At 60.3% G+C, this 24,489-nt stretch carries 23 protein-coding genes; 14 read left to right on the top strand and 9 right to left on the bottom strand.

The window, feature by feature from the left end:
- Nucleotides 1-280 precede the first annotated feature (280 nt).
- The 4 genes from BLS87_RS25810 to BLS87_RS25795 all read left to right on the top strand — a co-directional run bounded on the left by BLS87_RS25810 (nt 281) and on the right by BLS87_RS25795 (nt 4,009).
- Complete coding sequence (locus tag BLS87_RS25810; RefSeq protein WP_074757048.1) at nt 281-1,078, top strand: hydroxymethylpyrimidine/phosphomethylpyrimidine kinase; 798 nt, start codon at nt 281-283, stop codon at nt 1,076-1,078.
- A 23-nt stretch (nt 1,079-1,101) separates the two neighbouring features.
- Nucleotides 1,102-1,728 carry a thiamine phosphate synthase gene (thiE, locus tag BLS87_RS25805; protein WP_074757046.1) on the top strand — a complete coding sequence of 209 codons (627 nt, stop codon included), beginning with the start codon at nt 1,102-1,104 and terminating at the stop codon, nt 1,726-1,728.
- A gap of 57 nt (nt 1,729-1,785) precedes the next feature.
- Nucleotides 1,786-3,069, top strand: a complete 1,284-nt coding sequence (gene hemL, locus BLS87_RS25800) for a glutamate-1-semialdehyde 2,1-aminomutase (protein WP_074757044.1) — start codon at nt 1,786-1,788, stop codon at nt 3,067-3,069.
- Nucleotides 3,070-3,445: 376 nt separating this feature from the next.
- Entirely contained in the window at nt 3,446-4,009 is a 564-nt protein-coding gene (locus BLS87_RS25795; RefSeq protein WP_074757042.1) for a tetratricopeptide repeat protein, read from the top strand.
- A gap of 941 nt (nt 4,010-4,950) precedes the next feature.
- Here BLS87_RS25795 and BLS87_RS25790 read toward each other — a convergent pair.
- The gene (locus BLS87_RS25790; protein WP_062384926.1) at nt 4,951-5,277 is read right to left on the bottom strand and encodes a DUF1820 family protein; all 327 of its coding nucleotides are present in this window, start codon (nt 5,275-5,277) and stop codon (nt 4,951-4,953) included.
- Nucleotides 5,278-5,406: 129 nt separating this feature from the next.
- Here BLS87_RS25790 and miaB point away from each other — a divergent pair, with 129 nt between their 5' ends.
- From miaB to lnt, 5 genes are all read left to right on the top strand, one after another.
- A complete protein-coding gene (miaB, locus tag BLS87_RS25785; RefSeq protein WP_074757040.1) occupies nt 5,407-6,735 on the top strand; it encodes a tRNA (N6-isopentenyl adenosine(37)-C2)-methylthiotransferase MiaB in 1,329 nt (442 codons plus the stop codon).
- Between the two features lie 291 nt (nt 6,736-7,026).
- Nucleotides 7,027-8,031 (top strand): PhoH family protein, encoded by a 1,005-nt coding sequence (locus tag BLS87_RS25780; RefSeq protein WP_074757038.1) that lies wholly within the window; start codon nt 7,027-7,029, stop codon nt 8,029-8,031.
- Nucleotides 8,024-8,524, top strand: a complete 501-nt coding sequence (gene ybeY / locus BLS87_RS25775; protein ID WP_074757036.1) for an rRNA maturation RNase YbeY — start codon at nt 8,024-8,026, stop codon at nt 8,522-8,524. The genes BLS87_RS25780 and ybeY overlap by 8 nt, the downstream gene beginning before the upstream one ends.
- A gap of 5 nt (nt 8,525-8,529) precedes the next feature.
- Nucleotides 8,530-9,372: an HlyC/CorC family transporter gene (locus BLS87_RS25770; protein ID WP_074757034.1), complete on the top strand. Its 843-nt coding sequence runs from the start codon at nt 8,530-8,532 to the stop codon at nt 9,370-9,372.
- 27 nt (nt 9,373-9,399) lie between these two features.
- A complete protein-coding gene (gene lnt / locus BLS87_RS25765; protein ID WP_074757032.1) occupies nt 9,400-10,920 on the top strand; it encodes an apolipoprotein N-acyltransferase in 1,521 nt (506 codons plus the stop codon).
- A 139-nt stretch (nt 10,921-11,059) separates the two neighbouring features.
- Here lnt and BLS87_RS25760 read toward each other — a convergent pair whose 3' ends face one another.
- Both BLS87_RS25760 and BLS87_RS25755 read right to left on the bottom strand, forming a co-directional pair.
- Entirely contained in the window at nt 11,060-11,821 is a 762-nt protein-coding gene (locus tag BLS87_RS25760; RefSeq protein WP_074757030.1) for a YdcF family protein, read from the bottom strand.
- An 86-nt stretch (nt 11,822-11,907) separates the two neighbouring features.
- Nucleotides 11,908-12,291: a hypothetical protein gene (locus BLS87_RS25755; protein WP_074757028.1), complete on the bottom strand. Its 384-nt coding sequence runs from the start codon at nt 12,289-12,291 to the stop codon at nt 11,908-11,910.
- A gap of 303 nt (nt 12,292-12,594) precedes the next feature.
- Here BLS87_RS25755 and leuS point away from each other — a divergent pair, with 303 nt between their 5' ends.
- From leuS to BLS87_RS25730, 5 genes are all read left to right on the top strand, one after another.
- On the top strand, nt 12,595-15,201 hold the full coding sequence (gene leuS / locus BLS87_RS25750) for a leucine--tRNA ligase (RefSeq protein ID WP_074757026.1): 2,607 nt from the start codon (nt 12,595-12,597) through the stop codon (nt 15,199-15,201).
- 87 nt (nt 15,202-15,288) lie between these two features.
- The gene (locus tag BLS87_RS25745; RefSeq protein WP_074757024.1) at nt 15,289-15,894 is read left to right on the top strand and encodes an LPS-assembly lipoprotein LptE; all 606 of its coding nucleotides are present in this window, start codon (nt 15,289-15,291) and stop codon (nt 15,892-15,894) included.
- A gap of 42 nt (nt 15,895-15,936) precedes the next feature.
- Nucleotides 15,937-16,974, top strand: a complete 1,038-nt coding sequence (gene holA / locus BLS87_RS25740; protein ID WP_074757022.1) for a DNA polymerase III subunit delta — start codon at nt 15,937-15,939, stop codon at nt 16,972-16,974.
- Nucleotides 16,975-17,224: 250 nt separating this feature from the next.
- A complete protein-coding gene (arfA, locus tag BLS87_RS25735; protein ID WP_074757020.1) occupies nt 17,225-17,383 on the top strand; it encodes an alternative ribosome rescue factor ArfA in 159 nt (52 codons plus the stop codon).
- An 88-nt stretch (nt 17,384-17,471) separates the two neighbouring features.
- Nucleotides 17,472-18,806 carry a lytic murein transglycosylase gene (locus BLS87_RS25730; RefSeq protein WP_074757018.1) on the top strand — a complete coding sequence of 445 codons (1,335 nt, stop codon included), beginning with the start codon at nt 17,472-17,474 and terminating at the stop codon, nt 18,804-18,806.
- Between the two features lie 215 nt (nt 18,807-19,021).
- Here the strand turns inward: BLS87_RS25730 and lipA are convergent, their stop codons facing one another.
- The 6 genes from lipA to mltB form a co-directional block, all read right to left on the bottom strand.
- A complete protein-coding gene (gene lipA, locus BLS87_RS25725) occupies nt 19,022-20,062 on the bottom strand; it encodes a lipoyl synthase (protein ID WP_074757016.1) in 1,041 nt (346 codons plus the stop codon).
- Between the two features lies 1 nt (nt 20,063).
- Nucleotides 20,064-20,711, bottom strand: coding sequence for a lipoyl(octanoyl) transferase LipB (lipB, locus tag BLS87_RS25720; protein WP_074757014.1), 648 nt, complete (start codon nt 20,709-20,711; stop codon nt 20,064-20,066).
- Entirely contained in the window at nt 20,711-20,986 is a 276-nt protein-coding gene (locus tag BLS87_RS25715) for a DUF493 domain-containing protein (protein ID WP_074757012.1), read from the bottom strand. The genes lipB and BLS87_RS25715 overlap by 1 nt, the downstream gene beginning before the upstream one ends.
- 96 nt (nt 20,987-21,082) lie before the next feature.
- A complete protein-coding gene (locus tag BLS87_RS25710; protein WP_074757010.1) occupies nt 21,083-22,243 on the bottom strand; it encodes a D-alanyl-D-alanine carboxypeptidase family protein in 1,161 nt (386 codons plus the stop codon).
- A gap of 195 nt (nt 22,244-22,438) precedes the next feature.
- Nucleotides 22,439-23,470, bottom strand: a complete 1,032-nt coding sequence (locus BLS87_RS25705; protein WP_074757008.1) for a septal ring lytic transglycosylase RlpA family protein — start codon at nt 23,468-23,470, stop codon at nt 22,439-22,441.
- On the bottom strand, nt 23,470-24,480 hold the full coding sequence (mltB, locus tag BLS87_RS25700; RefSeq protein WP_074757006.1) for a lytic murein transglycosylase B: 1,011 nt from the start codon (nt 24,478-24,480) through the stop codon (nt 23,470-23,472). Before mltB ends, BLS87_RS25705 begins: the two co-directional genes overlap by 1 nt.
- Nucleotides 24,481-24,489: the final 9 nt, after the last annotated feature.

The raw sequence follows: 24,489 nt of genomic DNA, 5'->3' as shown, positions 1-24,489 counted from the left end.
ATTGGAGACAACACGATCCTGAGAGGGGCCGACAGGCTTAACGGGCAACGCACTTGCATTCACTCTTCTGGCAGGGACGACGAACTAAGCCAACAGCATAGCGATTGATAGCTAGATGACACCATCTTAATCGTCGCACGCCAAGCTTTCCTTTTCCTTTCAAGACGATCGGCACAGGCATCCCCGAAACCATCGCGCTAGAGCCTTACAGTGCCTGGCCGCGAAAAATCTACGGCCGACCAGCGGCCCGGCAAAAGCTTTAGTGGTAAGCTCGCGCACCATGAATATCTATAGCTCCCGCCCCGTTGTCCTCTGTCTCTCCGGCCACGACCCCAGTGGCGGCGCCGGCTTGCAGGCAGATATCGAAGCCCTGCTCGCACAGGGTTGCCACGCCGCTCCTGCGGTCACGGCCCTGACCGTGCAAGACACCGTGAACGTCACTGACTTCCGGGTCCTTGACCGCGATTGGGTGATGGCTCAAGCCAATGCCGTGCTCAACGACTCGACTGTAGCAGCGGTAAAGCTGGGGATGCTCGGCTCGCTGGAGATGGTGGATACCGTTGTCGAGCTGCTTGAGGCCCATCCGCATCTTCCGCTGGTATGCGATCCGGTGCTGCGCGCCGGTGGCGGCGGACGCCTGGGCAAAGATGAAGTCGGTTATGCGATGCGCGAGCGCCTGCTGCCGCTGGCCACGATTGCCACGCCGAACCTCCCTGAAGCACGCATCCTCGCCGAACTGCCCGAGGGCACGGCCGACGAATGCGCAGAAAAGCTGCTGCCTTTCTGCGAGCACTTGCTGATCACCGGTGGCCACGGCGACGAGCACGAGGTGCACAACCGCCTTTACTTGCGCAACGGCCAGTCGCGGACATTTACCTGTCAGCGCCTGCCAGGCAGTTATCACGGTTCAGGCTGCACGCTGGCCAGCGCCCTGGCCGGGCGCCTGGCGCTCGGCCAAGACGTGATCAGCGCTGTGCAGACCGCGCTGGACTACACTTGGCGCACGTTGCGCGACGCCGAACAATTGGGCAAAGGCCAGTTCGTTCCTCGCCGCCTGCCGCTGGATTTTTGCTCGTAACGCCACGATAAAGAGGCACCTTCATGAAACTACGTGGCTTGTATGCCGTGACCGACAGTCAACTGTTGGCCGGCAAATTCCTGTCTTATGTCGAAGCCGCCCTCGAGGGCGGTGTGACCCTGCTGCAATACCGCGACAAATCCGGCGACGAAACCAAACGCCTGCGCGAAGCCTCGGCGCTGCTCAAACTGTGCGAGCGCTACAAGACCCGCCTGATCATCAACGATGACGCCGAAGTCGCCGCGCGCCTCGGCGTGGGCGTGCACCTGGGTCAGACCGATGGCTCGCTGCCGGACGCCCGCGCGTTGCTCGGCCACAAGGCCATCGTCGGTGCCACCTGCCACGCGCAGCTGGAGCTCGCCGATAAAGCCAAAGCCGATGGCGCGACTTATGTCGCGTTCGGTCGCTTTTTCAACTCCAACACCAAGCCTGGCGCGCCGACCTGTAGCCTCGACCTGCTCGATCAGGCGCGCAAACGCATCCATCTGCCGATTGCCGTCATCGGCGGCATCACCCTGGAAAACGCCGCCCCGCTGGTGGCCCATGGCGCCGACCTGCTGGCCGTGGTGCATGGCCTGTTCGGCGCTGACAGCACCCAGGAAGTGACACGCCGCGCCCGCGCTTTCAACGATTTGTTCAAGTCGGCCTGATCCCGAATCTGGCCGACCGCACGCCCTCTTATGACCGATTCAAACAGAGACCTCATCATGTCCCGTTCTGAAACCTTGTTCGCCAACGCACAGAAACACATCCCCGGTGGCGTCAACTCGCCGGTTCGCGCCTTCAAAAGCGTCGGCGGCACCCCGTTGTTCTTCAAACATGCCGCGGGCGCCTACGTCACCGACGAAGACGACAAGCGCTATGTGGATTATGTCGGCTCGTGGGGCCCGATGATTCTGGGCCACAGCCACCCGGACGTGCTGGACGCCGTGCGCAAACAGCTGGAACACGGCCTGTCCTACGGCGCGCCAACTGCGATGGAAACCGAGATGGCCGATCTGGTCTGCTCGATCGTGCCGTCAATGGAAATGGTGCGCATGGTCAGCTCCGGCACCGAAGCGACCATGAGCGCAATCCGGCTGGCGCGCGGCTACACCGGCCGTGACAGCATCATCAAATTCGAAGGCTGCTACCACGGCCACTCCGACAGCCTGCTGGTCAAAGCCGGCTCCGGCGCACTGACTCAGGGCGTGCCGAGCTCTGCTGGCGTGCCCGCGGCGTTCGCCAAACACACCCTGACCCTGCCGTTCAACGACATCGACGCGGTCAAGGCGATGCTGGCGGAAGTCGGTCAGGAAGTGGCGTGCATTATCGTTGAGCCTGTGGCGGGCAACATGAACTGCGTGCCGCCTGCGCCGGGTTTCCTGCAAGGCCTGCGTGAAGAATGCGACAAGCACGGCGTGGTGCTGATTTTCGACGAAGTGATGACCGGCTTCCGCGTCGCCCTCGGCGGCGCTCAGGCGCACTACGGCGTCAAACCTGACCTGAGCACCTTCGGCAAGATCATCGGCGGCGGCATGCCGGTCGGCTGCTTCGGCGGCAAACGCGAAATCATGTCGCACATCGCGCCGCTCGGGCCGGTCTATCAGGCCGGTACGCTGTCGGGTAACCCGCTGGCGATGGCGGCCGGACTGACCACCTTGCGACTGATCAGCCGTCCTGGTTTCCATGACGAACTGAGCGCCTACACCACGCGCATGCTCGAAGGGCTGCAACAGCGTGCCGACGCGGCGGGCATTCCGTTCGTGACGACACAGGCTGGCGGTATGTTCGGTTTGTATTTCACCGACGCCAAGGCGATCGTCACCTTCCAGGACGTGATGAGCAGCGACGCCGACCGTTTCAAGCGTTTCTTCCACGCGATGCTCGAAGGTGGCGTGTACCTGGCGCCGAGTGCATTCGAAGCGGGCTTCACCTCGATCGCCCATGGCGAAGCAGAGTTGCAGTTGACGCTGGATGCGGCCGAGAAGGCGTTTGCGAAGCTGAAGTAATGAGCCACCGGTGAAACAACGGCTGCTCAAAACTCGTAGGAGCGTGGCTTGTCCCGCGATCTGTCGCGCAGCGACAGCAGAATCGGTGAACGCGGAGTGTCAGAGATAATCGCGTCAGTAGGGGTTACTGCCGGTACCCGGCAGATCGCGGGACAAGCCACGCTCCTACAGTTGAATTGCGTTGTTCTCGGGTTATTTTGTTAGATATTTACTTTCGCAGATCGGCCAGACCGCCTGATTACAGGCGAATCAAGCCCGCGCAGCAGAAATTCTGCAAAGACTTTGTAAGGTTGGCCCTGCTTATTTCATAATGCGCAGCCAGCACGTTTAGCTGGACGGGCATGCCCGCACCTTTTTCAGAGGTAAGTCGACTTCCATGAACCGCACCGGCCGCACCCTTGCATTGGGCTGCCTGTTGCTTCTTCATCCCCTGCTGGCGAACGCAGGTGGCAACTCGTTGTTAATCCCAGCGGTGGGTCGTTGCACCCTCAATACCCAGCCAGACAACCTGCCCGCAGCGTTGTCGGCCTGCCAGCAGGCGGCGCAAGGCGGGGATGCGCAGGCACAATACGAGTTGGGACAGTTTTATTACGACGGCAAAAGCACGCCGCGTGACCTCACTCAAGCGCTCAACTATTTCGAACAGGCTTCGTTACAGGGTCATGCACAGGCGCAGTATCAACTGGGTCTGATGTTCTTCCGTGGCGAGGGCGTGCAGGCCAATAACATTCAGGCTTACATCGTGCTGAAGATGGCGGCGGTCAACGGTTCGGAAGATGCACTGGATCAGGCCGACGAAGTGTCGGGGCAGATGAAGAAGGAAGATCTGGAAGTGGCGACTCAAGTATTGGGTCAGATCTTCCGCAAGTACCTGCTTGAACTGCAAACGGCTGAAGGGCGCACGCCGTTTGCGCCGTTTCCTGATAGCGCCAAGCCCTGAGCGGATTCAATTTCGCCTGGCTTGGCGACGAAAGCTCGTCACTCCCGAAATTAGCAAAGCCTCAAAGCAAGAAGGTTTGAGAGCTTATCCATTTTCTCGGGTGGCGCTGAATCACCTTTCCGCCCTTACGGCGGGTCACTTTTTCCAAGAGCCGAAAAAGTAACCAAAAAGGCCCTGCTCCTGGTTTGGCCCTCCTCCGTCGGGTTCCTTCACTCCGGCGACGCTCCGTGGGCCCGCGCCGAACGGGCATCCATGCCCTGACGGCGCTCTCGCGGCATCCATGCCGCTCGACCCACTGCGCATCGCCTGCGTTCAGCCTGCACCCAAGTCGCGATGTGTGTCGTCTGGACTGTCGAGTACGAAGATCAAAAGCAAAGCAAGAACAGAGCTGCGAATGACCGCTCTGCTGTTGATTCTGCCGAAGGCGTAGGAGCGTGGCTTGTCCCGCGATCTGCCGGGAACCGGCAGCAATCCCTGTGAATGCGGTCTGTCGGGCAGACCGCGTGGGCATGGTTTACGACGGGTTCCCCGCCGATCGCGGGACAAGCCACGCTCCTACAGTTGAGAGTGGAGTAAGGGTAATTGATGCACGATCAAGAATGCGATGAGCGTTAGCTCCAGCCCGAGTTGCTCTTGTACGCGACGGTCCAGACACCGCCAAACGCGACTTGGGTGCAGGCCAAACGTAGACGACGCGCAGTGGGTCGAGCGGCATGGATGCCGCGAGAGCGCCGTCAGGACATGGATGTCCGTTTGGCGCGGGCCCACGGAGCGTCGTCGGAGTGCGGGAATCCGACGAAGTCGGACCCAACCAGGAGCAAAGCGTTTTTGGTTACTTTTGTCGCTTTTACAAAAGTGACCCGCTGTAAGAGCGGAACCCTAGGTCGCCGTTACCGCAGAAACGGATATTCACACCATCCAAAACCCAAAAACCCAGAAACCTACTTATCAGGCATCGGCATCGGAAACGGCATCACATTTCCGGTCTGACGCGCTTCGCTGATCTTCGCCGTCCCCATCCGCTCGACCTCATCGATGCGCACGATCGAATGCATCGGCACGAAACTGCGCACTACGCCGTCGAACTGCGCCTTCAGCTTCTCTTCGCTGGGATCCACCACCACCGTCGTGCGCTCACCAAAGACGAACTCCTCCACCTCCAGGAAGCCCCACAGATCACTCTGATAGATCTGCTTGGCGTACATTTCGTACACCTGTCCCTGGTTGAGAAAAATCACCTTGTAGATTGGAGCTTCGCGTTTGGTCATAACAGGCAGGCAATGATCGGGGTTTGAAAAAGGGCGCGAACTATAGCATGCCGCTCGGTAGACGACGCTAGGAACCCGAGGCCGGGGTCACTATAATGCGCGGTTCTTTGAATCACCTGATGAACCCGCATGGCCAAGAAGCTTTACATCGAAACCCACGGTTGCCAGATGAACGAGTACGACAGCTCGCGCATGGTCGACCTGCTGGGCGAACATCAAGCACTGGAAGTCACCGCTCGCGCGGAAGATGCTGACGTCATCCTGCTCAACACCTGCTCCATCCGCGAGCGGGCGCAGGACCGCGTCTACTCCCAGCTTGGCCGCTGGCGCGAACTGAAACTGGCCAATCCCGACATGGTGATCGCCGTCGGGGGTTGCGTGGCCAGTCAGGAAGGCGCGGCGATTCGTGATCGCGCGCCCTATGTTGACGTGGTTTTCGGCCCGCAGACCCTGCACCGTCTGCCGGACATGATCGACGCCGCGCGTTCGACACGCCTGCCTCAGGTCGACGTGTCATTCCCGGAAATCGAGAAGTTCGACCATTTGCCCGAGCCACGCGTCGATGGTCCGAGTGCGTATGTGTCGGTGATGGAAGGCTGCAGCAAGTACTGCACGTTCTGCGTAGTGCCCTACACCCGTGGCGAAGAAGTCAGCCGCCCGTTCGATGACGTCATCACCGAGGTTTTCCATCTGGCGGAAAACGGCGTGCGCGAAGTGACGCTGCTGGGCCAGAACGTCAACGGTTATCGCGGCACGACCCACGACGGTCGCGTTGCGGACCTGGCTGAGCTGATTCGCGTTGTCGCGGCCATCGACGGCATCGACCGTATCCGCTACACCACCTCGCATCCGCTGGAGTTTTCGGACAGCCTGATCCAGGCCCACGCCGAAGTCCCCGAACTGGTGAAGCACCTGCACTTGCCGGTTCAGTCGGGCTCGGACCGTATTCTGGCAGCGATGAAACGCAATCACACGGTGCTCGAGTACAAGTCACGCCTGCGCAAGCTGCGCGCGGCGGTGCCCGACATCTGCATCAGCTCGGACTTCATCGTCGGCTTTCCCGGTGAAACCGAGAAGGACCACCAGCAGACCATGAAGCTGGTCGAAGACGTCGGCATGGACTTCTCGTTTTCCTTTGTTTACAGCGCCCGCCCAGGCACGCCCGCGGCGGACCTCGCCGACGACACCTCGGAAGAGGTGAAGAAGGAGCGACTGAAGCAGCTGCAGGACCTGATCAACCGCCAGGGCTTCGAAATCAGCCGCAAGATGGCGGGTACCGTGCAGCGCATTCTGGTGACCGACTACTCGAAAAAGGACCCGGGCGAGCTGCAAGGCCGTACCGAGAACAACCGCATCGTCAACTTCCGCTGCGACAACCCGAAGCTGATCGGTCAGTTCGCCGACGTCTACATTGACAGCGCGCAACCTCACTCGCTGCGCGGGTCGTTGTTGCAATAAGCCGAAGCAAGCGCCCGCATCTGAAAGGCGATACGCCAAGGATTTTGCGGATGACTGCATGACCTGTGGGAGCGAATTCATTCGCGAGGCGGACTATCAGGCGATAAATATTTATCGACGGTAAGGGCCTATCGCGAATGAATTCGCTCCCACAGGGGTTCACATCCGGCTTGACGACAATGTGCGATTGCAACCGCGACCCAACCATTAGTAAGTGAGCCCTTTCGGACACCGTCCGCAGGGGTTATCCTTCCTTTCACCTTTATTGCCGTCGGGCGGCTAAAAACCACTTTGAACGCACCTATCGAACCACATCGTTTCAGCCTCGAACCTATCGAGGCCCACCGCTTCGCCAATCTGTGCGGGCAATTCGACGAGCATTTGCGCCTGATCGAACAGCGCCTGGACATCGAGATCCGCAATCGCGGAGGCCAGTTCGAGATGATCGGTGAGCGAAAACAAACCACTTCGGCAGAAAACCTGCTGCGCCGACTGTACCGGGAAACCAAAAGTACCGAGCTGTCGCCAGACATGGTGCATCTGTTCCTGCAGGAGTCCGGCGTTGAAGAGCTGGATAACCACCCTGCCGCCGAAGTCGGCGTAGCCCTGCGTACCAAGAAAGGCATGATTCGCCCTCGCGGCCTGAATCAGCAGCGGTACGTGAAGGAAATCCTCGCCAACGACATCAACTTCGGCATCGGGCCAGCCGGTACCGGCAAGACCTACCTTGCAGTGGCTGCCGCTGTCGACGCGCTGGAGCGCGAGCAGATCCGCCGCATCCTGCTGGTGCGTCCGGCGGTTGAAGCGGGTGAGAAGCTCGGGTTCCTGCCCGGCGATCTGGCGCAGAAGATCGACCCTTACCTGCGACCGCTCTACGACGCGCTGTACGAGATGCTGGGCTTCGAATACGTGGCCAAGCTGATCGAGAAACAGGTCATCGAAGTCGCGCCGCTGGCCTACATGCGTGGCCGGACCCTTAATAACAGCTTCATCATTCTCGACGAGAGTCAGAACACCACTGTCGAGCAGATGAAGATGTTCCTGACCCGTATCGGCTTCGGCTCAACGGCCGTGATCACCGGTGACATCACCCAGATCGACCTGCCCAAAGGCACGAAATCCGGCCTGAATCACGTCATCGAAGTGCTCAAGGACGTTCCCGGCATCAGCTTCACCCACTTCAAGCCCAAAGACGTTGTGCGCCACCCGCTGGTGCAGCGCATTGTCGAGGCGTACGAGCGCTTCGAAGAGCGCAACGATCAGGACGGCTCACGGGACAACCGCCGCGATGCTTGAGCTGGATCTGCAGGTCGCCAGTCAAGCCAGCGCGCCGAGCGAAGCCCAATTCCGCCTCTGGTGTGAAATGGGCCTGCGCCAGCGCTCGGCGGATTCAGAAATGACCATCCGGCTGGTCGACGAAGCCGAGGGCCGGGAACTGAATCACACGTGGCGTCACAAAGACTACGCCACCAACGTGCTGTCGTTTCCCGCCGATGTTCCCGACGAACTCCTGGATATCCCCTTACTGGGTGATCTGGTGATCTGCGTCCCTGTCGTGGCCCGCGAGGCCGCCGAACAGGGCAAGGCACTGGACGCGCACTGGGCGCATTTGGTGATTCACGGCTGCCTGCATTTGTTGGGCTACGATCACATCGAAGATGACGAAGCCGAAGAGATGGAAGCACTGGAACGGGAGTTGCTTGCAGAGTTGGGCTATCCCGACCCCTACGCCGACGATGAACGCGTCGACACCCCAAACACAGAAACACCAGGCAAGGACCACGAGTAAGGGCTATGAGCGAAGACCGATCGAGCAACGGGCAAAAGTCATGGTTGGGCAAACTGACCCAGGCATTTGCCCATGAGCCGAAAAACCGCCAGGAGCTGCTTGAGCTGCTGCGCGAAGCCCATCAAAACAAGCTGCTGGACAGCGAAGCCTTGGCCATCGTCGAAGGCGCCATTCAGGTCGCAGACCTGCAGGTGCGCGACATCATGGTGCCGCGCTCCCAGATGATCAGCATCAAGGCCAGCCAAAGCCCTCGTGAATTCCTGCCAGCGGTCATCGACTCCGCGCACTCGCGCTACCCGGTGATTGGTGAAAGCCACGACGACGTGCTGGGCGTCCTGCTCGCCAAAGACCTGCTGCCATTGATCCTCAAGGACAACGGCGGCGCTGGCGACGTCAAGAACCTGCTGCGTCCGGCGACGTTCGTGCCGGAATCCAAACGCCTCAACGTGCTGCTGCGTGAGTTCCGTGCCAACCACAACCACATGGCCATCGTCATCGACGAATACGGCGGCGTGGCGGGTCTGGTGACGATCGAAGACGTGCTGGAGCAGATCGTCGGCGACATCGAGGACGAACACGACGTCGAGGAAGACAGCTACATCAAGCCGTTGCCAAGCGGCGACTTCCTGGTCAAGGCGCTGACGCCGATCGAAAGCTTCAACGAGTTCTTCGACAGCGAATTCTCCGACGACGAATTCGACACCGTCGGCGGTCTGGTGATGAATGCGTTCGGGCATCTGCCCAAGCGTAACGAAATCACCGAAATCGGCGCGTATCGTTTCCGCATCCTGAATGCCGACAGCCGTCGTATTCACCTGCTGCGCCTGAGCCCGATCTCCCGCTCGTAACGTCGTATCCCTTAATAAGGAATGTAAATGCGCTGGATCACCCGCCCCGGCTGGCCCGGTAACCTGCTGGCCATGGTGGCCGGCGCGCTGATCACCCTGGCGTTGGCGCCGTTCGATATCTGGCCACTGGCGATCGTTGCGCTGGTGGTTTTTTATCTCGGGCTGCGTGACCTCAAGCCCCGCCAGGCTCTGTGGCGTGGCTGGTCTTACGGTTTCGGCCTGTTCGGCGGCGGCACCAGCTGGATCTACGTGAGCATTCACACGTACGGTGAAGCACCGGTCTGGCTCGCCGTTTTCCTTATGGTGCTGTTCTGCGCTTCCGTTGCCTTCTTCTTCGCCCTGCCCGCCTGGCTGTGGGCACGCTGGATCCGCCGCAATGAAGCGCCGCTGGCCGATGCGCTGGCGTTTGCTGCGCTGTGGTTTGGTCAGGAAATGTTTCGTGGCTGGTTTCTGACCGGTTTCCCGTGGCTGTACTCCGGTTACAGCCAGCTTGACGGGCCGCTCAAAGGCCTCGCCCCGCTCGGCGGCATGTGGCTGATCTCCTTCAGTCTGGCGCTGACCGCAGCACTGCTGTGCAATCTGCACCGCTTGCGCGCACGTAAAAGTTTTCTGGCGACCGCCATTGTTCTACTGCTGGCACCGTGGGTGATCGGCCTGGCACTCAAGCACCACGCCTGGACCGAACCGTCGGGCGAGCCGCTGAAGGTCGCGGCCATGCAGGGCAACGTCGAGCAAAGCATGAAGTGGGACCCGGCGGCGCTGAATGCCCAGCTCGCGCTTTATCGGGACATGACGTTTACCGCACAAAAAGCCGATCTGATCATCTGGCCGGAAACAGCCGTGCCCGTCCTCAAAGAGTCGGTCGAAGGCTACCTGTCGGTGATGGGGAAATTCGCAGCCGAACGCAACTCGGCATTGATCACGGGCGTCCCTTTGCGTCAGAAAGGTGGCCGTGGCGAGTACCGCTACTACAACGCGATTACGGTCGTCGGGGAAGGCGACGGCACTTACCTGAAACAGAAGCTGGTCCCCTTCGGCGAGTACGTGCCCTTGCAGGACCTGCTGCGCGGGCTGATCACCTTCTTCAACCTGCCGATGTCGGACTTCGCGCGCGGCCCTGCCGAGCAGCCGCTGCTGCAGGCCAAGGGCTATCAGATCGCGCCGTTCATTTGCTATGAAGTGGTGTATCCAGAATTCGCGGCCAGCCTGTCGGCACAAAGCGATCTGTTGCTGACGGTGAGCAACGACACCTGGTTCGGCACGTCCATCGGGCCTTTGCAGCACCTTCAGATGGCGCAGATGCGGGCACTGGAGGCCGGCCGCTGGATGATTCGTGCGACCAACAATGGCGTCAGTGCGCTGATCGACCCGTTCGGCAAGATCACCACCACCGTGCCGCAATTCGAGCGAGCGGTGATGTACGGCGAAGTCACGCCCATGCACAACCTGACGCCTTACCTGCACTGGCGTTCGTGGCCGCTGATCATTGTGTCGGTGCTGCTGATTGGCTGGGCGCTGGTGGCGAGCCGGATTGCAAAAACCGTTTAACAGGCTAGCAGCGACGAATATTATCTGTGGGAGCGAATTCATTCGCGATGCGTTTGCACATCCAATAAACATCTGTCGGATGTAACGCCTCTTCGCGAATGAATTCGCTCCCACAGTTGAATCCGACTCGTCAGCCCGATCATCGGTAAAACAACCGATACCCCACCAGCCCCGCCACTTCGTTCAACAGCTGGCCGCTCTGCCAGACCGCCTTCGATTCGGGCATCCAGCCGCCAAACGGCCGCGCGTTGTCCACGCTCAAAAAACCGACTGGCGCCGGGACCACGCTGAATCCGGCCTTTTCGAAACTCCACACCGAACGCGGCATGTGCCAGGCCTGGGTCACCACCACCACGCGCTTGATCCCTTGTGGCAGCAGGATCGCGGCGGTCATGTTGGCGTTTTCCCACGTCGTGCGGCTCTCGCCCTCCTGCCAACGCACATTTACGCCGAAGTCATCACGCAACGAATCGGCCATGATCGCCGCCTCACTGGGCGGCTCACCGTAATGCAGCCCGCCCGTCGTCAGAATCGGCAAGCCGGATGCCTTCGAAAGCCTTGCTGCAAACCGCATTCGCTCCAGCGCCACGCCCGTGGGGATATCGCGGTCCCACGTCGGATCGTTTCGCTCTCGCCCGGACCCCAGCACCACGATGGCGTCCGCGCGCTGGGCCAAAGTGGTCCATTGATCCTGTGGCAACGGCGGGATGCTTTCGATGCCCCGCGCCGACCACTGCACCACCACCGGCAGGCTCATGGACAACATGCCGACAAACCCGATCACAAACAGCGCGCGCGCCAACCGTGGCCTGCGACTTCTCAGCCACCAGGCAAGCACTAGAAGAAGCAGGAAAATACCGGGCGGCAACAACAGGTTTTTGATGAAGTAACGAAAAGGCATCGGGCATCTCCAGAAGATGCCCGAAGCCTAAAAGGATTGACGCTAAGCAACAATGCTTAATCAGACGGGGTTAATACCCGTGAAGGTTAACGCTTGAAATGCTTACTGGAACTGTAACGACTCAACTTTGCCGACACTTTGGCGCGACGCTGATCCTTCAGCCAGATGACATTGGCTAGAGGGTGCGGGGCGCGCATCGGCTCCGAAGGCTCCCGTGAAGTGCTGGAACTCCCCTTCTTTGTGTTCAGTGAATCCTCTTTTACAACGATGTTCTTCGTATCCGGACAGGCATCCAGATACGCCTCGATCAACTGGAATTCGGCTTGGCTCAATCCACGCAACTCCAGTTCAACGGGGTATTCATTGCGAAGCCGGACTGATGTTTTCGCCATGTCCAGAGCAAGCCCCAGACGATCAATCAAACGGTCATACAGATCAGGTTTCTTTACTTGGTGCCGCAGCTCTGCCATCCGTTCACCTCACTGAAGATAGACACATACCCTCGTAATTGAGCTTAGCGGCACTGCAAAAACAGGCGCGATGCCGCGACCAACGGCGGCTAGCGGGGCTTATGCGGTTATCAACGGCACAATCTTGGTTTCCCTCGATCCTTCGGCCTCATGTATGCTACGGCGCTTTCCTGTAATTCCACTTCGGCTCACTCGGACCCGAATGCATCGCACCGCCGAAGGCTCAGCCAGGCAAGCGAATGTGTCCGCTCCGGGAACGCAGCGAAGCGGTCAAGGGTCACCAATCTCTAGTCAAAAGTAGCCATGCACGAACTCTATCAGCCCCGCGAAATCGAAGCCGCCGCTCAGTCGTTCTGGGACGAGCAAAAGTCCTTTGAAGTCAGTGAACAGCCAGGCAAGGAAACGTACTACTGCCTGTCGATGTTCCCTTACCCAAGCGGCAAGCTGCACATGGGTCACGTGCGCAACTACACCATCGGCGACGTCATTTCCCGCTACCAGCGCATGCTCGGCAAGAACGTCCTGCAACCCATGGGTTGGGACGCCTTCGGGATGCCGGCTGAAAACGCCGCGATGAAGAACAACGTGGCGCCTGCCAAGTGGACCTACGAAAACATCGCCTACATGAAGACCCAGCTGCGCAGTCTGGGTCTGGCGGTTGACTGGTCTCGCGAAGTCACCACCTGCAAGCCGGATTACTACCGCTGGGAACAATGGCTGTTCACGCGCCTGTTCGAGAAGGGTGTGATCTACCGCAAGAACGGCACCGTGAACTGGGACCCGGTCGACCAGACCGTTCTGGCGAATGAGCAAGTGATCGACGGGCGCGGCTGGCGTTCGGGCGCGGTCATCGAAAAACGCGAAATCCCGATGTACTACTTCAAGATCACGGCCTACGCCGATGAACTGCTGGAGAGTCTCGACGAGCTGCCGGGCTGGCCTGAGCAGGTCAAGACCATGCAACGCAACTGGATCGGCAAGTCGCGCGGCATGGAAGTGCAGTTTCCGTACGATCAGGCGTCCATCGGAGAAGCCGGTGCGCTGAAAGTCTTCACCACCCGCCCAGACACGTTGATGGGCGCGACTTACGTCGCCGTCGCTGCCGAGCACCCACTCGCGACACTGGCCGCGCAGAACGACCCGGAACTGCAAGCGTTCATTCACGAATGCAAAAGCGGCAGCGTCGCCGAAGCTGACGTCGCCACGCAGGAAAAGAAAGGCCTGCCGACCTCGCTGTTCGTCGAGCACCCGCTGACAGGCGAAAAACTGCCGGTGTGGGTCGCCAACTACGTACTGATGCACTACGGCGATGGCGCTGTAATGGCAGTCCCTGCACACGACGAGCGTGATTTCGAATTCGCTAACAAATACAGCCTGCCGATCAAATCGGTGGTCCGCACCAGCGCGGGCGACACATCGCCTGCGCCATGGCAGGACGCTTACGGCGAGCACGGTCAACTGATCAACTCCGGTGAGTTCGACGGCCTGGACTTCGCGGGCGCATTCGATGCCATCGAAGCCGCCCTGCTCAAGAAGGAGCTCGGCAAGTCGCGCACCCAGTTCCGTCTGCGTGACTGGGGTATCAGCCGCCAGCGCTACTGGGGCTGCCCGATCCCGATCATCCACTGCGACGCCTGCGGCGACGTGCCTGTGCCGGAAGACCAACTGCCTGTCGTCCTGCCGGAAGACGTGGTGCCGGACGGCGCAGGTTCGCCATTGGCGCGCATGCCCGAGTTCTATGAGTGCAAGTGCCCGAAATGCGGACAGCCTGCCAAGCGTGAAACCGACACCATGGACACGTTCGTCGAGTCGTCGTGGTACTACGCTCGCTATGCTTCGCCGCACTTCGAAGGTGGCCTGGTGGAGAAATCCGCAGCCGACCACTGGCTGCCGGTAGATCAGTACATCGGCGGGATCGAACACGCCATCCTGCACCTGCTGTATGCGCGCTTCTTCCACAAGCTGATGCGTGACGAAGGCCTTGTGAGCTCCAACGAGCCGTTCAAGAACCTGCTGACTCAAGGCATGGTGATCGCCGAAACTTACTACCGTCGCGAAGCCAACGGTGCCTACACCTGGTTCAACCCGGCGGATGTCGAACTCGAGCGTGACAGCAAGGCCAAGGTCATCAGTGCAAAACTGATCGCGGACGGCCTGCCGGTCGAGATCGGCGGCACTGAAAAGATGGCCAAATCGAAGAACAACGGCGTCGACCCACAGTCGATGATCGACCAGTTCGGCGCAGACACCTGCCGCCTGTTCATGATGTTCGCGTCGCCACCTGACATGAGCGCGGAATGGTCCGACTCGGGTGTCGAAGGTTCTCACCGCTTCCTCAAGCGTGTCTGGCGCCTGGCGCAAGCCCACGTGTCTCAGGGCTTGCCGGGTAAACTCGACATCGCCACCCTGAATGAAGAGCAGAAAGCCGTTCGCCGTTCGATTCACCTGGCCATCAAGCAGGCCAGCCACGACGTCGGGCAGAACCACAAATTCAACACCGCCGTCGCTCAGGTCATGACGCTGATGAACGTGCTGGAAAAAGCCGCGCAAGCCACTGAACAGGATCGCGCGCTGCTTCACGAAGGTCTGGAAACCGTGACGTTGCTGCTGGCGCCGATCACACCGCACATCAGCCATGAGCTGTGGGCCCGACTGGGTCACGCCGACGCGGTGATCGATGCGACCTGGCCCGTGCAGGATGACAGCGCGCTGGTACAGGACAGCCTTACGCTGGTGATTCAGGTCAACGGCAAGCTGCGCGGCCAGATCGACATGCCGGCCAGCGCCAGCCGGGAAGACGTGGAAGCCGCAGCACGGACCAACGAGAACGTCCTGCGCTTTATCGACGGCCTGACGATCCGCAAAGTGATCGTGGTGCCCGGCAAACTGGTGAATATCGTCGCCAGCTGATTGGATCGGGCGCCCGGTGAGCCGGGCGCCCAACATACTTCCAGGGCCCGCACTTCGGGCTCAAACGGATTCAAGGGGAGCAACAAGATGATCAAACGCAATCTGCTGGTAATGGGCCTCGCTGTTCTGCTGAGCGCCTGCGGTTTCCAGCTGCGTGGCACCGGCACCAACGCCTTGTCGATCAAGGAACTGGACGTGAGCGCGCGTGATGCCTACGGCGAAGTCGTGACTCAACTGCGTCAGACGCTGACCAACAGCGGCGTGCACGTTTACACCGGCGCGCAATACAAGCTGTTCCTGGCCCGCGAAGACGAAACCCAGCGCACTGCGAGCTATGTCGGGTCGGGCCGCTCGGCTGAATACGAGCTGACCACCGTGCTGAAGTACGAAATCCAGGGCAGCAAGGGCGTTACGCTGCTGGACGATAACGTGCAATCGACCAAAATCTTCGTTCACGACGGCAACAACCTGATCGGTTCCGACCAGGAAGCCGATCAGATCCGCAAAGAGGTGCGCAGCGACCTGGTGCAGAAGATGTTGGCCCGCCTGCAACAGCTGACACCTGAGCGTCTGGATGAACTGCAAGCCAAGGCGGACGCCGCTGCTCGTGCACAGGCTGACGCGGAAGCGGCCGCTCAACGCATTCGCGACGAGACGCCGCAGCAGTCTCCCGTCGAAATCCCGTCCAAGTAATGGCACTGGGGCCGGTTCGCCGGCCCCATCCTTTTCTGACTCATGAAACTCGCCCCCGCCCAGCTCTCCAAACACCTCCAGGGTGCGTTGTCGCCCGTGTACATCGTCAGCGGCGATGACCCGCTGCAATGCCAGGAAGCCTGCGACGCCATCCGTGCCGCTGCCAGGCAGCAGGGTTTCGATGAACGCCAGGTATTCAGCGCCGATTCAAGCTTCGACTGGGGCACCTTGCTGCAGGCGGGTGCGAGCATGTCGTTGTTCGCCGAACGTCGCCTGCTGGAACTGCGTCTGCCGTCTGGCAAACCCGGCGATAAAGGCGCCGCAGCACTTCTGGAGTACTGCAGCCGCCCTGCCGAAGACACGCTGCTGCTGATCAGCCTGCCCAAGCTCGACGGCTCCGCCCAGAAAACCAAGTGGGGCAAAGCGCTGGTTGAAGGCGCTCAAACCCAGTTCGTGCAGATCTGGCCGGTGGATGCGAGCCAGTTGCCACAATGGATTCGCCAACGGCTTTCGCAGGCAGGTCTGGCCGCAAGCCCCGACGCCGTCGAACTGATCGCCGCGCGCGTTGAAGGCAACTTGCTGGCAGCGGCGCAGGAAATCGAGAAGCTCAAGCTGATGGCCGAACAGGGTCAGATCACCGTCGAAACCGTGCAGGCCGCCGTGGCGGACAGTGCGCGCTTCGACGTGTTCGGGCTGACCGATGCCATTCTCAATGGTGAAGCCGCCCATGCCCTGCGCATGCTCGAAGGTCTGCGCGGCGAAGGCGTTGAGCCTCCGGTGATTCTCTGGGCGCTGTCCCGTGAATTGCGCGTGCTCGCCAACCTGGCCTTGCAATACAGCCAGGGCGTGCCACTGGACAAGGCGTTCAGCCAGGCGCGACCGCCCATCTGGGACAAGCGCAAACCGCTGATGAGCAAAGCACTGCAACGGCACTCGGCGCGTCGCTGGGCACAATTGCTGATGGACGCGCAGCACATTGACGCACAGATCAAGGGCCAGGCCCAAGGCTCGGTGTGGAACGGCTTGAGCCGGTTGTCGCTGCAAATGGCGGGACAGCGGTTGGCGTTGCCGCCGGAATGATTCACAACGCCCCCCTGTAGGAGCGTGGCTTGTCCCGCGATCGGCGACGCAGTCGTCGTAAATTCGAAAGACGCGGTGTGTCAGCCAAGCTGCATTTGCCTGATTTTGCGGCGGGTTCCCCGCCGATCGCGGGACAAGCCACGCTCCTACAGGTCGCACGTCTAACCCATAGCGCAGATCAATTAGACCTCTGCGCTGACATGCCCGATGATCACCGCCGCTTCCACCACCCCGCAGAGAGAGACCTGCCATGAGCAAGCCAAAGAAACGGCCGAACAAGGCCAAATCCATCATCGCCCAGCCACTGTTCCGAAGCCGTCAGGAACAACCCGCCAAGGGCAAAGGCAGCTACCGCCGCGAAGCCTTCCAGTCGAACAACTGGGAGGCTTCTTCCGTTATGGCGGCCTGAAAACATTTCAGGTTACTGACCGGCGCCCCGCCAGCCGGGCCAGCATGTTAAGGTCTGCACCTTACGGTTTATACCTGTGGACCCCAGAATGCCCTTTAGTTTTCCCCGTCGTTGGCCTGTTCGCCAACTGATCGCCGCCTCCGGTCTCTCTGTACTGGTCGCCTGCGCGGAGCAACCCACCGCTGCCGTCGCAACACCTCTTCAAACCGCGCCTCTCAATGTCGCCAAAGCTTCGCCCACCGTGCCCTCTGCCGTGGCCCAGCCCGACGACAGCAACTTTGAAATCCAGCCTGCGATGAGCTTCAGCGAGTGGCAGAGCATGTTCCGCGCCCAAGCCTTGAATGCAGGCATTCGTCCTGACGTGTTCGACCGCGCCTTCGCCGGTGTCACACCGGACATGAGCGTGGTCAAGGCTGATCGCAGCCAGCCCGAATTCACCCGTCCAGTCTGGGAATACCTCGACAGCGCGATGTCTGCCGTGCGCGTACGCAAAGGCCAGGCATTACTGGCGCAGTACGCGGACGCCCTGACGGCGATCGAACAGCGCTACGGCGTGGATCGTCAGGCACTGGTCGCGGTGTGGGGCATGGAAAGCAGTTTCGGCCAGTTTCAGGGCACGCAATCGGTGATTCGCTCATTGGCGACCCTGGCCTACGAAGGCCGACGCCCGCAGTTCGCTCAGGATCAGTTGATCGCAGCCTTGCAGATCATTCAGCACGGCGACATTGATGCGCCTAGCATGCTGGGCTCGTGGGCGGGCGCGATGGGGCAGACGCAGTTCATTCCCACGACCTACAACACCCACGCTGTGGATTTCGACGGTGACGGTCGCCGCGACATCTGGAACTCGCCACTGGATGCGCTGGCGTCCACCGCGCACTATTTGCAAAGCTCGGGCTGGCAAAAAGGCCAACCGTGGGGCTTTGAAGTGCAACTGGCCCCGGGCTTCGATTACGCCCTGGCTGACGCCTCGACACGCAAAACCATCGCTGAATGGCAGCAGATGGGCCTCAAGCTGCCAAACGGTTCGGCGCTACCGGCCAATCTGTTGCAGCAGCAAGCCGCCTTGTTGCTGCCAGCGGGCTACAAAGGCCCCGCATTCCTGGTCATGGATAATTTCCGGGCGATCCTCAAGTACAACAACTCGTCTTCCTACGCACTGGGCATCGGGCTGTTGTCGGAACGCTTCACCGGTGGCGGCTATGTGTCAGGCCAATGGCCACGCGGTGACCGCCCACTGAGTCGCTCTGAGCGCATCGAACTGCAAACCCTGCTCTCGGCCCGCCAGTACGACGCCGGCGCTCCAGACGGGATCATCGGCGCCAACACACGCAAAGCCATTCGCAGCGCCCAGCAATCCTTTGGCTGGCCGGCCGATGGTTATCCGACGCAAGAGCTGCTGGATAATCTCAGAAGACCCTAGAAATCCGCTGTAGGAGCCGGCTTGCTGGCGAATGCGGTGTGTCAGTCAACTGTTTCGTACCTGACTCACCGCGTTCGCCAGCAAGCCGGCTCCTACGAGAGGTGGCCTCAACCGAAGCACCGTGAACGTTCATAAAGCGGTATTGGCGGGCAAACAAAAACGGGCCGGATATTGCTATCCGGCCCGTTTTTTTTGCGGGTCGATAACGCTGGCGATCAGCCCGCCGTCAGCAACGACTTGACCAGCTTGGCCTGCTCGTCGGCGTGGTACGAAGAACGCACCAGAGGACCCGACGCAACGTTCTTGAAGCCCATCTTGTAGCCTTCTTCGGCGAACCAGGCGAAGGTGTCCGGGTGCACGAAACGCTGAACCGGCAAGTGGCTGCGCGAAGGCTGCAGGTACTGGCCCAGCGTCAGCATGTCGATGTTGTGCTCACGCATGCGCTGCATCACTTCGATCACTTCTTCGTCGGTCTCGCCCAGGCCCAGCATCAAGCCGGATTTGGTCGGCACGTGAGGAACCATTTCCTTGAAGCGTTGCAGCAGGGTCAGCGACCACTGATAGTCCGAACCCGGACGCGCAGCCTTGTACAGGCGCGGCACGGTTTCCAGGTTGTGGTTGAACACGTCTGGCGGCGTGGCTGCGGTGATTTCCAGCGCAATGTCCATACGGCCGCGGTAGTCCGGCACCAGCGTCTCCAGTTGCACGTTCGGCGACAGGGCACGGATTTCACGGATGCAATCGGCAAAGTGCTGGGCACCGCCGTCACGCAGGTCGTCACGGTCAACCGAAGTGATCACGACGTATTTGAGTTTCAGGTCGGCAATGGCAACGGCCAGGTTCTTCGGCTCGTCGACGTCCAGTGCTTTCGGACGGCCATGGCCGACGTCGCAGAACGGGCAACGACGGGTGCAGATGTCACCCATGATCATGAACGTCGCGGTGCCGCCCGAGAAGCACTCGCCCAGGTTCGGGCAGGAAGCTTCTTCGCACACGCTGTGCAGCTTGTGCTTGCGCAGCAGCGCCTTGATACGGTCGACCTCAGGCGATACTGGAATACGGACACGAATCCAGTCCGGCTTTTTCGGCAATTCAACCGTCGGGATGATCTTTACCGGGATGCGCGCCACTTTTTCCGCGCCACGCAACTTCACACCCGCTTCAACTTTCGGACGTGCAGCACGCTCAGGCGTCACCACGTTCGCTGTCGGGATCAGGGTTTGCACGGCATCTGCCGTCTCATGCGCAGTAGTCATATCAGTCGATTCCGCCCGTTAGGGTCGTCTGCTCAGCGTAGTCGAGGTGTTTGACGAGCTGCGCACGCAGCCGGGCACTAACCTCGGCAAATTCAATCGGGCCTGCCTGTTCGCGCAGCTGGGTCATCGCCAGCCCCGCATACCCGCAGGGATTAATCCGTTTAAACGGGTCCAGATCCATGTCGACATTCAGCGCCAGTCCATGGAATGAACAGCCATTACGGATACGAAGGCCCAGGGACGCAATTTTCGCCCCGTCGACGTAGACCCCCGGTGCTTCGGGTTTGGCTGCTGCCGTTACGCCGTAACTGGACAGCAGGTCGATCAGGCTGTGCTCGATCCGGGTAACCAGTTCGCGCACGCCATAACCCAGGCGGCGGACATCCAGCATCAGATAGGCCACCAGTTGACCGGGGCCATGATAAGTCACTTGGCCACCGCGATCGACCTGTACCACCGGAATATCACCCGGAAGTAGCAGATGCTCGGGTTTTCCGGACTGTCCCTGAGTGAAAACCGGCGGGTGCTGCACCAGCCACACTTCATCGGGCGTGTCGCGGTCGCGTCCGTCCGTGAAGCGTTGCATGGCTTGCCAGGCGGGCTCGTAGGCGACCGTTCCCAGATCGCGAAAGCCCAGACAACCGCCCATCACAGCACCATGTGCACTTTGCCCGTGGCGCGCAGCTCGCTGTTGATGTCGTAAAGCTGATCCTGGCCGGTCGCGACGATATGCAGCTGCAGCGTGGTGTACTTGCCGTTGCTGCTTTGGCGCTCGGCCTCCTTCTCATCGAGGAGCGTTGCGTGCTTCTTGACGATGGCGATGACCTCGTCTCTGAAGCCCACCCCGGTGTCGCCGATGATCTTGATCGGGTAGTCCGCGCAAGGGAATTCGATTTTCGGTGCTTTTACTTCGGAATCTGTCATGGCAGTGACGGCCTCGTAAGCCGGAAAACGGACAGTCCCCCACCGCGATGGCGGCAGGGGCGTAGGGAGCAACGGTCAGTCAGTGATCAATCGCGATCAGTTGAACAGACTGTAGAAGAACATGCGAATGCTGTCCCACAGGCGGCGGAAGATACCACCTTCTTCGACAGCGTCCATGGCGATGAGATTAGCGGTGCGAACGACCTTGTCGTCCAGCTTCACTTCAACCTGACCGATCACGTCGCCTTTGGCGATGGGAGCAACCAGTTTCGGGTTGATGGTCATGCTGGCGGTCAGCTTCTTCATCTCGCCCTTAGGCATGGTCATGGACAGATCGTCCGCCAGACCGGCCTTTACCTGACGCTCGGTGCCTTTCCAGACGGCAGCCTGAGCCAGCTCGGTGCCCTTCTGATAGAAGGTCTGGGTTTCAAAGAAACGGAAACCGTAGGTCAGCAGCTTCTGGGTTTCAGCCGCACGAGCCTGTTCACTGTTGGTGCCGAACACCACGGCGATCAGACGCATGCCATCACGAACGGCCGAGGACACCATGCAGTAGCCCGCTTCTTCGGTGTGACCGGTTTTCAGACCGTCGACGGTCTTGTCACGCCACAGCAGCAGGTTACGGTTTGGCTGTTTGATGCCGTTCCAGAAGAACTCCTTCTGCGAGTAGATCGCGTAGTGAGCCGGGTCTTCGTGGATGATTGCACGGGCCAAGATCGCCATGTCGTGAGCGGTGGCGTAGTGATCAGGGTTTGGCAGACCGGTAGGGTTCATGAAGTGGCTGTTGACCATCCCCAGATCGCCTGCGGTCTTGTTCATCATGTCGGCGAACGCGTCTTCGCTGCCGGCGATGTGCTCGGACAGCGCCACGCTGGCGTCGTTACCGGACTGGATGATGATGCCGTGCAGCAAGTCGCTGACGGTCACCTGGCTGCCCACCTTGATGAACATCCGCGAACCGCCGGTACGCCAGGCGTTTTCACTGACGGTGACCGGGTCGTTCTCACCGATCTGGCCACGGCGGATTTCCAGCGTAGCGATGTATGCGGTCATCAGCTTGGTCAGACTGGCCGGCGGCAGACGCTGGTCACCGTTGTTTTCGACCAGAACGTTGCCACTGTTGGCATCCATCAGCACGTAAGCCTTGGCAGCCAGTTGGGGTGCCGACGGCGTCATCTGTTCTGCTGCGAACGCGACAGGTGCGGTGAATAGCGGGATTAACAGGCAAAGGCGTTTTGCAAAGGTGGTGATGTTCATCCGTCTCTCGAAAATGCTAATGGGCAAACATGCCCTCGCGGGCAAAGCGGTGGTGCCGGGCTACCCCGGCAAACGGGCTCACATTCTACAGATGAACCCGTGAAATGCTGCTGACAACGCTTGCTCTGGCGGCAAGTCGCTTGCCAGGCAACGTCGACTCGCTCCCGTTACGGGAAGCGAATCACTGGTCTGACGTTACTGATCCGATGTAACCACGCTTGGCGAGCCCAGATTGGCCGACCTTACGCTGTTTTGCAGTTGCTGGGCTTCACCCGGCGTGTCGACCGGCCCCATCCGCACGCGATAGAGCGTCTGTTGATTGCGCGCTATCGAGCTCACGAAAACCGGGGCCCGAACCATCCCGCTCAGTTTCGACCTCAGGAGTTCCGCAGCGTCCGGGTTGGCGAAGGCTCCCACTTGGAGAAACAGCCCAGACGCTTGTCCGGAAACGTTTTTTTTTGCGTCGATCGGAACCGGTGATACCGGCGCGGCGTGTTGGGCCGGTGGCGGCGTCCATTGCTCGATGGTGCCCGCCGATGCGGTGATCACCGGCGCTGCAACCGGCGCCTGCCGTGGCGGAGGATTACTTGCCACTTGCGGCTGATCGAGCATCAGCGGCGCAGGTTTGCCGCGCTGCGCCCAATACTGGGCAGGATCGATGCCTTCAACTTTTACCCGAGCGGTGCCGATTTCGGCGTAACCCAGTTTTTTCGCTGCGGCGTAGGACAGGTCGATGATGCGATCCGAATAGAACGGCCCACGATCGTTGACCCGCAGGATCACAGTGCGGTTGTTGTCCAGATTGGTGACGCGTACGTAACTGGGCAGCGGCAGCGTCTTGTGCGCCGCACTCATGCCGTACAGGTCATACACTTCACCGTTGGCAGTGTTCTGCCCGTGAAATTTGGTGCCGTACCAGGACGCAGTGCCGGTCGCGGTGTAGTTACTGGAGTCGCTGAGCGGAAAATACGTCTTGCCCAGGACGGTGTACGGGTTGGCCTTGTAAGGACCGGTGTGCAGGGTCGGCACGGCATCGGGGATACGCGACACATCAACGTCCCACCACGGCGCACCGTCTTTATGGGCGCGGTTGATGTCCAGCCCTGGCTGCGCGCGGATAACGTTGCCCTGCTGGGTCGGTCGACTGGTGGAGCAACTGACGACCAGCAATGCCAGCGCCGCGAAGGCCATCAACTTCAATGGTTGTTGCATCGGCAATGACCGCATTACTTGACGCCCCGAGCTTGAACAAGCATTTCAGACAGCTGATGCACGGCCATGGCGTACATCACGCTGCGGTTGTAACGCGTGATTGCGTAAAAATTCTTCAAACCCATCCAGTATTCAGGGCCTTTGTCGCCCTCAAGGCGAAACGCCGTGACCGGCATATCATCGCGCAGCGCATCATGACTCGCCCACCCCAAGGCTCGCAACTCCCCGACGGTCTTCACCGGCTCGATTCCCGGGCTCAAACCCTCGTCGACCCGATCACCGCGAACGCTGGCCTGGCTGACCACGGGCTCGCCCGCGACCCAGCCATGGCGTTTGAAATAGCTGGCCACACTGCCAATCGCATCATCCGGATCGTTCCAGATGTTGATGTGGCCATCACCGTCAAAATCCACCGCATACGCGCGGAAACTACTGGGCATGAACTGCGGCAACCCCATGGCACCCGCGTACGAGCCTTTGAGGGTCAACGGGTCCACCTGTTCCTCGCGGGACAGCAGCAAAAACTCACGCAGCTCCTTGCGGAAAAACTCGGCACGAGGAGGATAGTCGAAACTCAGCGTCGATAAAGCATCGATTACCCGGTAATTTCCGGTATTGCGACCAAAAAAGGTTTCGACACCAATGATCGCGACGATCACCTGGGCGGGCACGCCGTACTCTTGTTCGGCACGCGCCAACACCGCCTCATGCTGCCGCCAGAAGTCCACACCTCGCGCGATACGCGCGTCGGTCAGGAACATCGGCCGGTAATCCTTCCACGTCTTGACCCGCTCGGCGGGCCGCGAAATGGCGTCGAGAATCGACTGTTTGCGCTCAACATTGCGAAACACTTCGATCAATTGCTCGCCCGCGAAGCCGTAATCCCGAGTCATGTCACTGACGAACTGTGCGACCTGAGGAGAGCCCTCATAGTCACCCGCAAGCGACTCCTGCACTGAACCGAGGATGCCCATCAGACCGACCAGCGGCGCATATCGAGCAGCCCAGCCACGCACTACTTGCATTGAATTGTT

The sequence above is a fragment of the Pseudomonas abietaniphila genome (genome assembly GCF_900100795.1).
In the GTDB taxonomy this organism is placed as follows: Bacteria; Pseudomonadota; Gammaproteobacteria; order Pseudomonadales; family Pseudomonadaceae; genus Aquipseudomonas; species Aquipseudomonas abietaniphila.
Note: the sequence above shows the minus strand (reverse complement) of the source record. Positions and strands in the feature narration are given on the sequence as shown.

What these genes read in the sequence shown, in the direction of transcription:
- BLS87_RS25810 (WP_074757048.1), top strand. Translation starts at nt 281, where the DNA reads ATGAATATCTATAGCTCCCGCCCCGTTGTCCTCTGTCTCTCCGGCCAC.
- thiE (WP_074757046.1), top strand. Translation starts at nt 1,102, where the DNA reads ATGAAACTACGTGGCTTGTATGCCGTGACCGACAGTCAACTGTTGGCC.
- hemL (WP_074757044.1), top strand. Translation starts at nt 1,786, where the DNA reads ATGTCCCGTTCTGAAACCTTGTTCGCCAACGCACAGAAACACATCCCC.
- BLS87_RS25795 (WP_074757042.1), top strand. Translation starts at nt 3,446, where the DNA reads ATGAACCGCACCGGCCGCACCCTTGCATTGGGCTGCCTGTTGCTTCTT.
- BLS87_RS25790 (WP_062384926.1), bottom strand. Translation starts at nt 5,277, where the DNA reads ATGACCAAACGCGAAGCTCCAATCTACAAGGTGATTTTTCTCAACCAG.
- miaB (WP_074757040.1), top strand. Translation starts at nt 5,407, where the DNA reads ATGGCCAAGAAGCTTTACATCGAAACCCACGGTTGCCAGATGAACGAG.
- ybeY (WP_074757036.1), top strand. Translation starts at nt 8,024, where the DNA reads ATGCTTGAGCTGGATCTGCAGGTCGCCAGTCAAGCCAGCGCGCCGAGC.
- BLS87_RS25770 (WP_074757034.1), top strand. Translation starts at nt 8,530, where the DNA reads ATGAGCGAAGACCGATCGAGCAACGGGCAAAAGTCATGGTTGGGCAAA.
- lnt (WP_074757032.1), top strand. Translation starts at nt 9,400, where the DNA reads ATGCGCTGGATCACCCGCCCCGGCTGGCCCGGTAACCTGCTGGCCATG.
- BLS87_RS25760 (WP_074757030.1), bottom strand. Translation starts at nt 11,821, where the DNA reads ATGCCTTTTCGTTACTTCATCAAAAACCTGTTGTTGCCGCCCGGTATT.
- BLS87_RS25755 (WP_074757028.1), bottom strand. Translation starts at nt 12,291, where the DNA reads ATGGCAGAGCTGCGGCACCAAGTAAAGAAACCTGATCTGTATGACCGT.
- leuS (WP_074757026.1), top strand. Translation starts at nt 12,595, where the DNA reads ATGCACGAACTCTATCAGCCCCGCGAAATCGAAGCCGCCGCTCAGTCG.
- BLS87_RS25745 (WP_074757024.1), top strand. Translation starts at nt 15,289, where the DNA reads ATGATCAAACGCAATCTGCTGGTAATGGGCCTCGCTGTTCTGCTGAGC.
- holA (WP_074757022.1), top strand. Translation starts at nt 15,937, where the DNA reads ATGAAACTCGCCCCCGCCCAGCTCTCCAAACACCTCCAGGGTGCGTTG.
- arfA (WP_074757020.1), top strand. Translation starts at nt 17,225, where the DNA reads ATGAGCAAGCCAAAGAAACGGCCGAACAAGGCCAAATCCATCATCGCC.
- BLS87_RS25730 (WP_074757018.1), top strand. Translation starts at nt 17,472, where the DNA reads ATGCCCTTTAGTTTTCCCCGTCGTTGGCCTGTTCGCCAACTGATCGCC.
- lipA (WP_074757016.1), bottom strand. Translation starts at nt 20,062, where the DNA reads ATGACTACTGCGCATGAGACGGCAGATGCCGTGCAAACCCTGATCCCG.
- lipB (WP_074757014.1), bottom strand. Translation starts at nt 20,711, where the DNA reads ATGGGCGGTTGTCTGGGCTTTCGCGATCTGGGAACGGTCGCCTACGAG.
- BLS87_RS25715 (WP_074757012.1), bottom strand. Translation starts at nt 20,986, where the DNA reads ATGACAGATTCCGAAGTAAAAGCACCGAAAATCGAATTCCCTTGCGCG.
- BLS87_RS25710 (WP_074757010.1), bottom strand. Translation starts at nt 22,243, where the DNA reads ATGAACATCACCACCTTTGCAAAACGCCTTTGCCTGTTAATCCCGCTA.
- BLS87_RS25705 (WP_074757008.1), bottom strand. Translation starts at nt 23,470, where the DNA reads ATGCGGTCATTGCCGATGCAACAACCATTGAAGTTGATGGCCTTCGCG.
- mltB (WP_074757006.1), bottom strand. Translation starts at nt 24,480, where the DNA reads ATGCAAGTAGTGCGTGGCTGGGCTGCTCGATATGCGCCGCTGGTCGGT.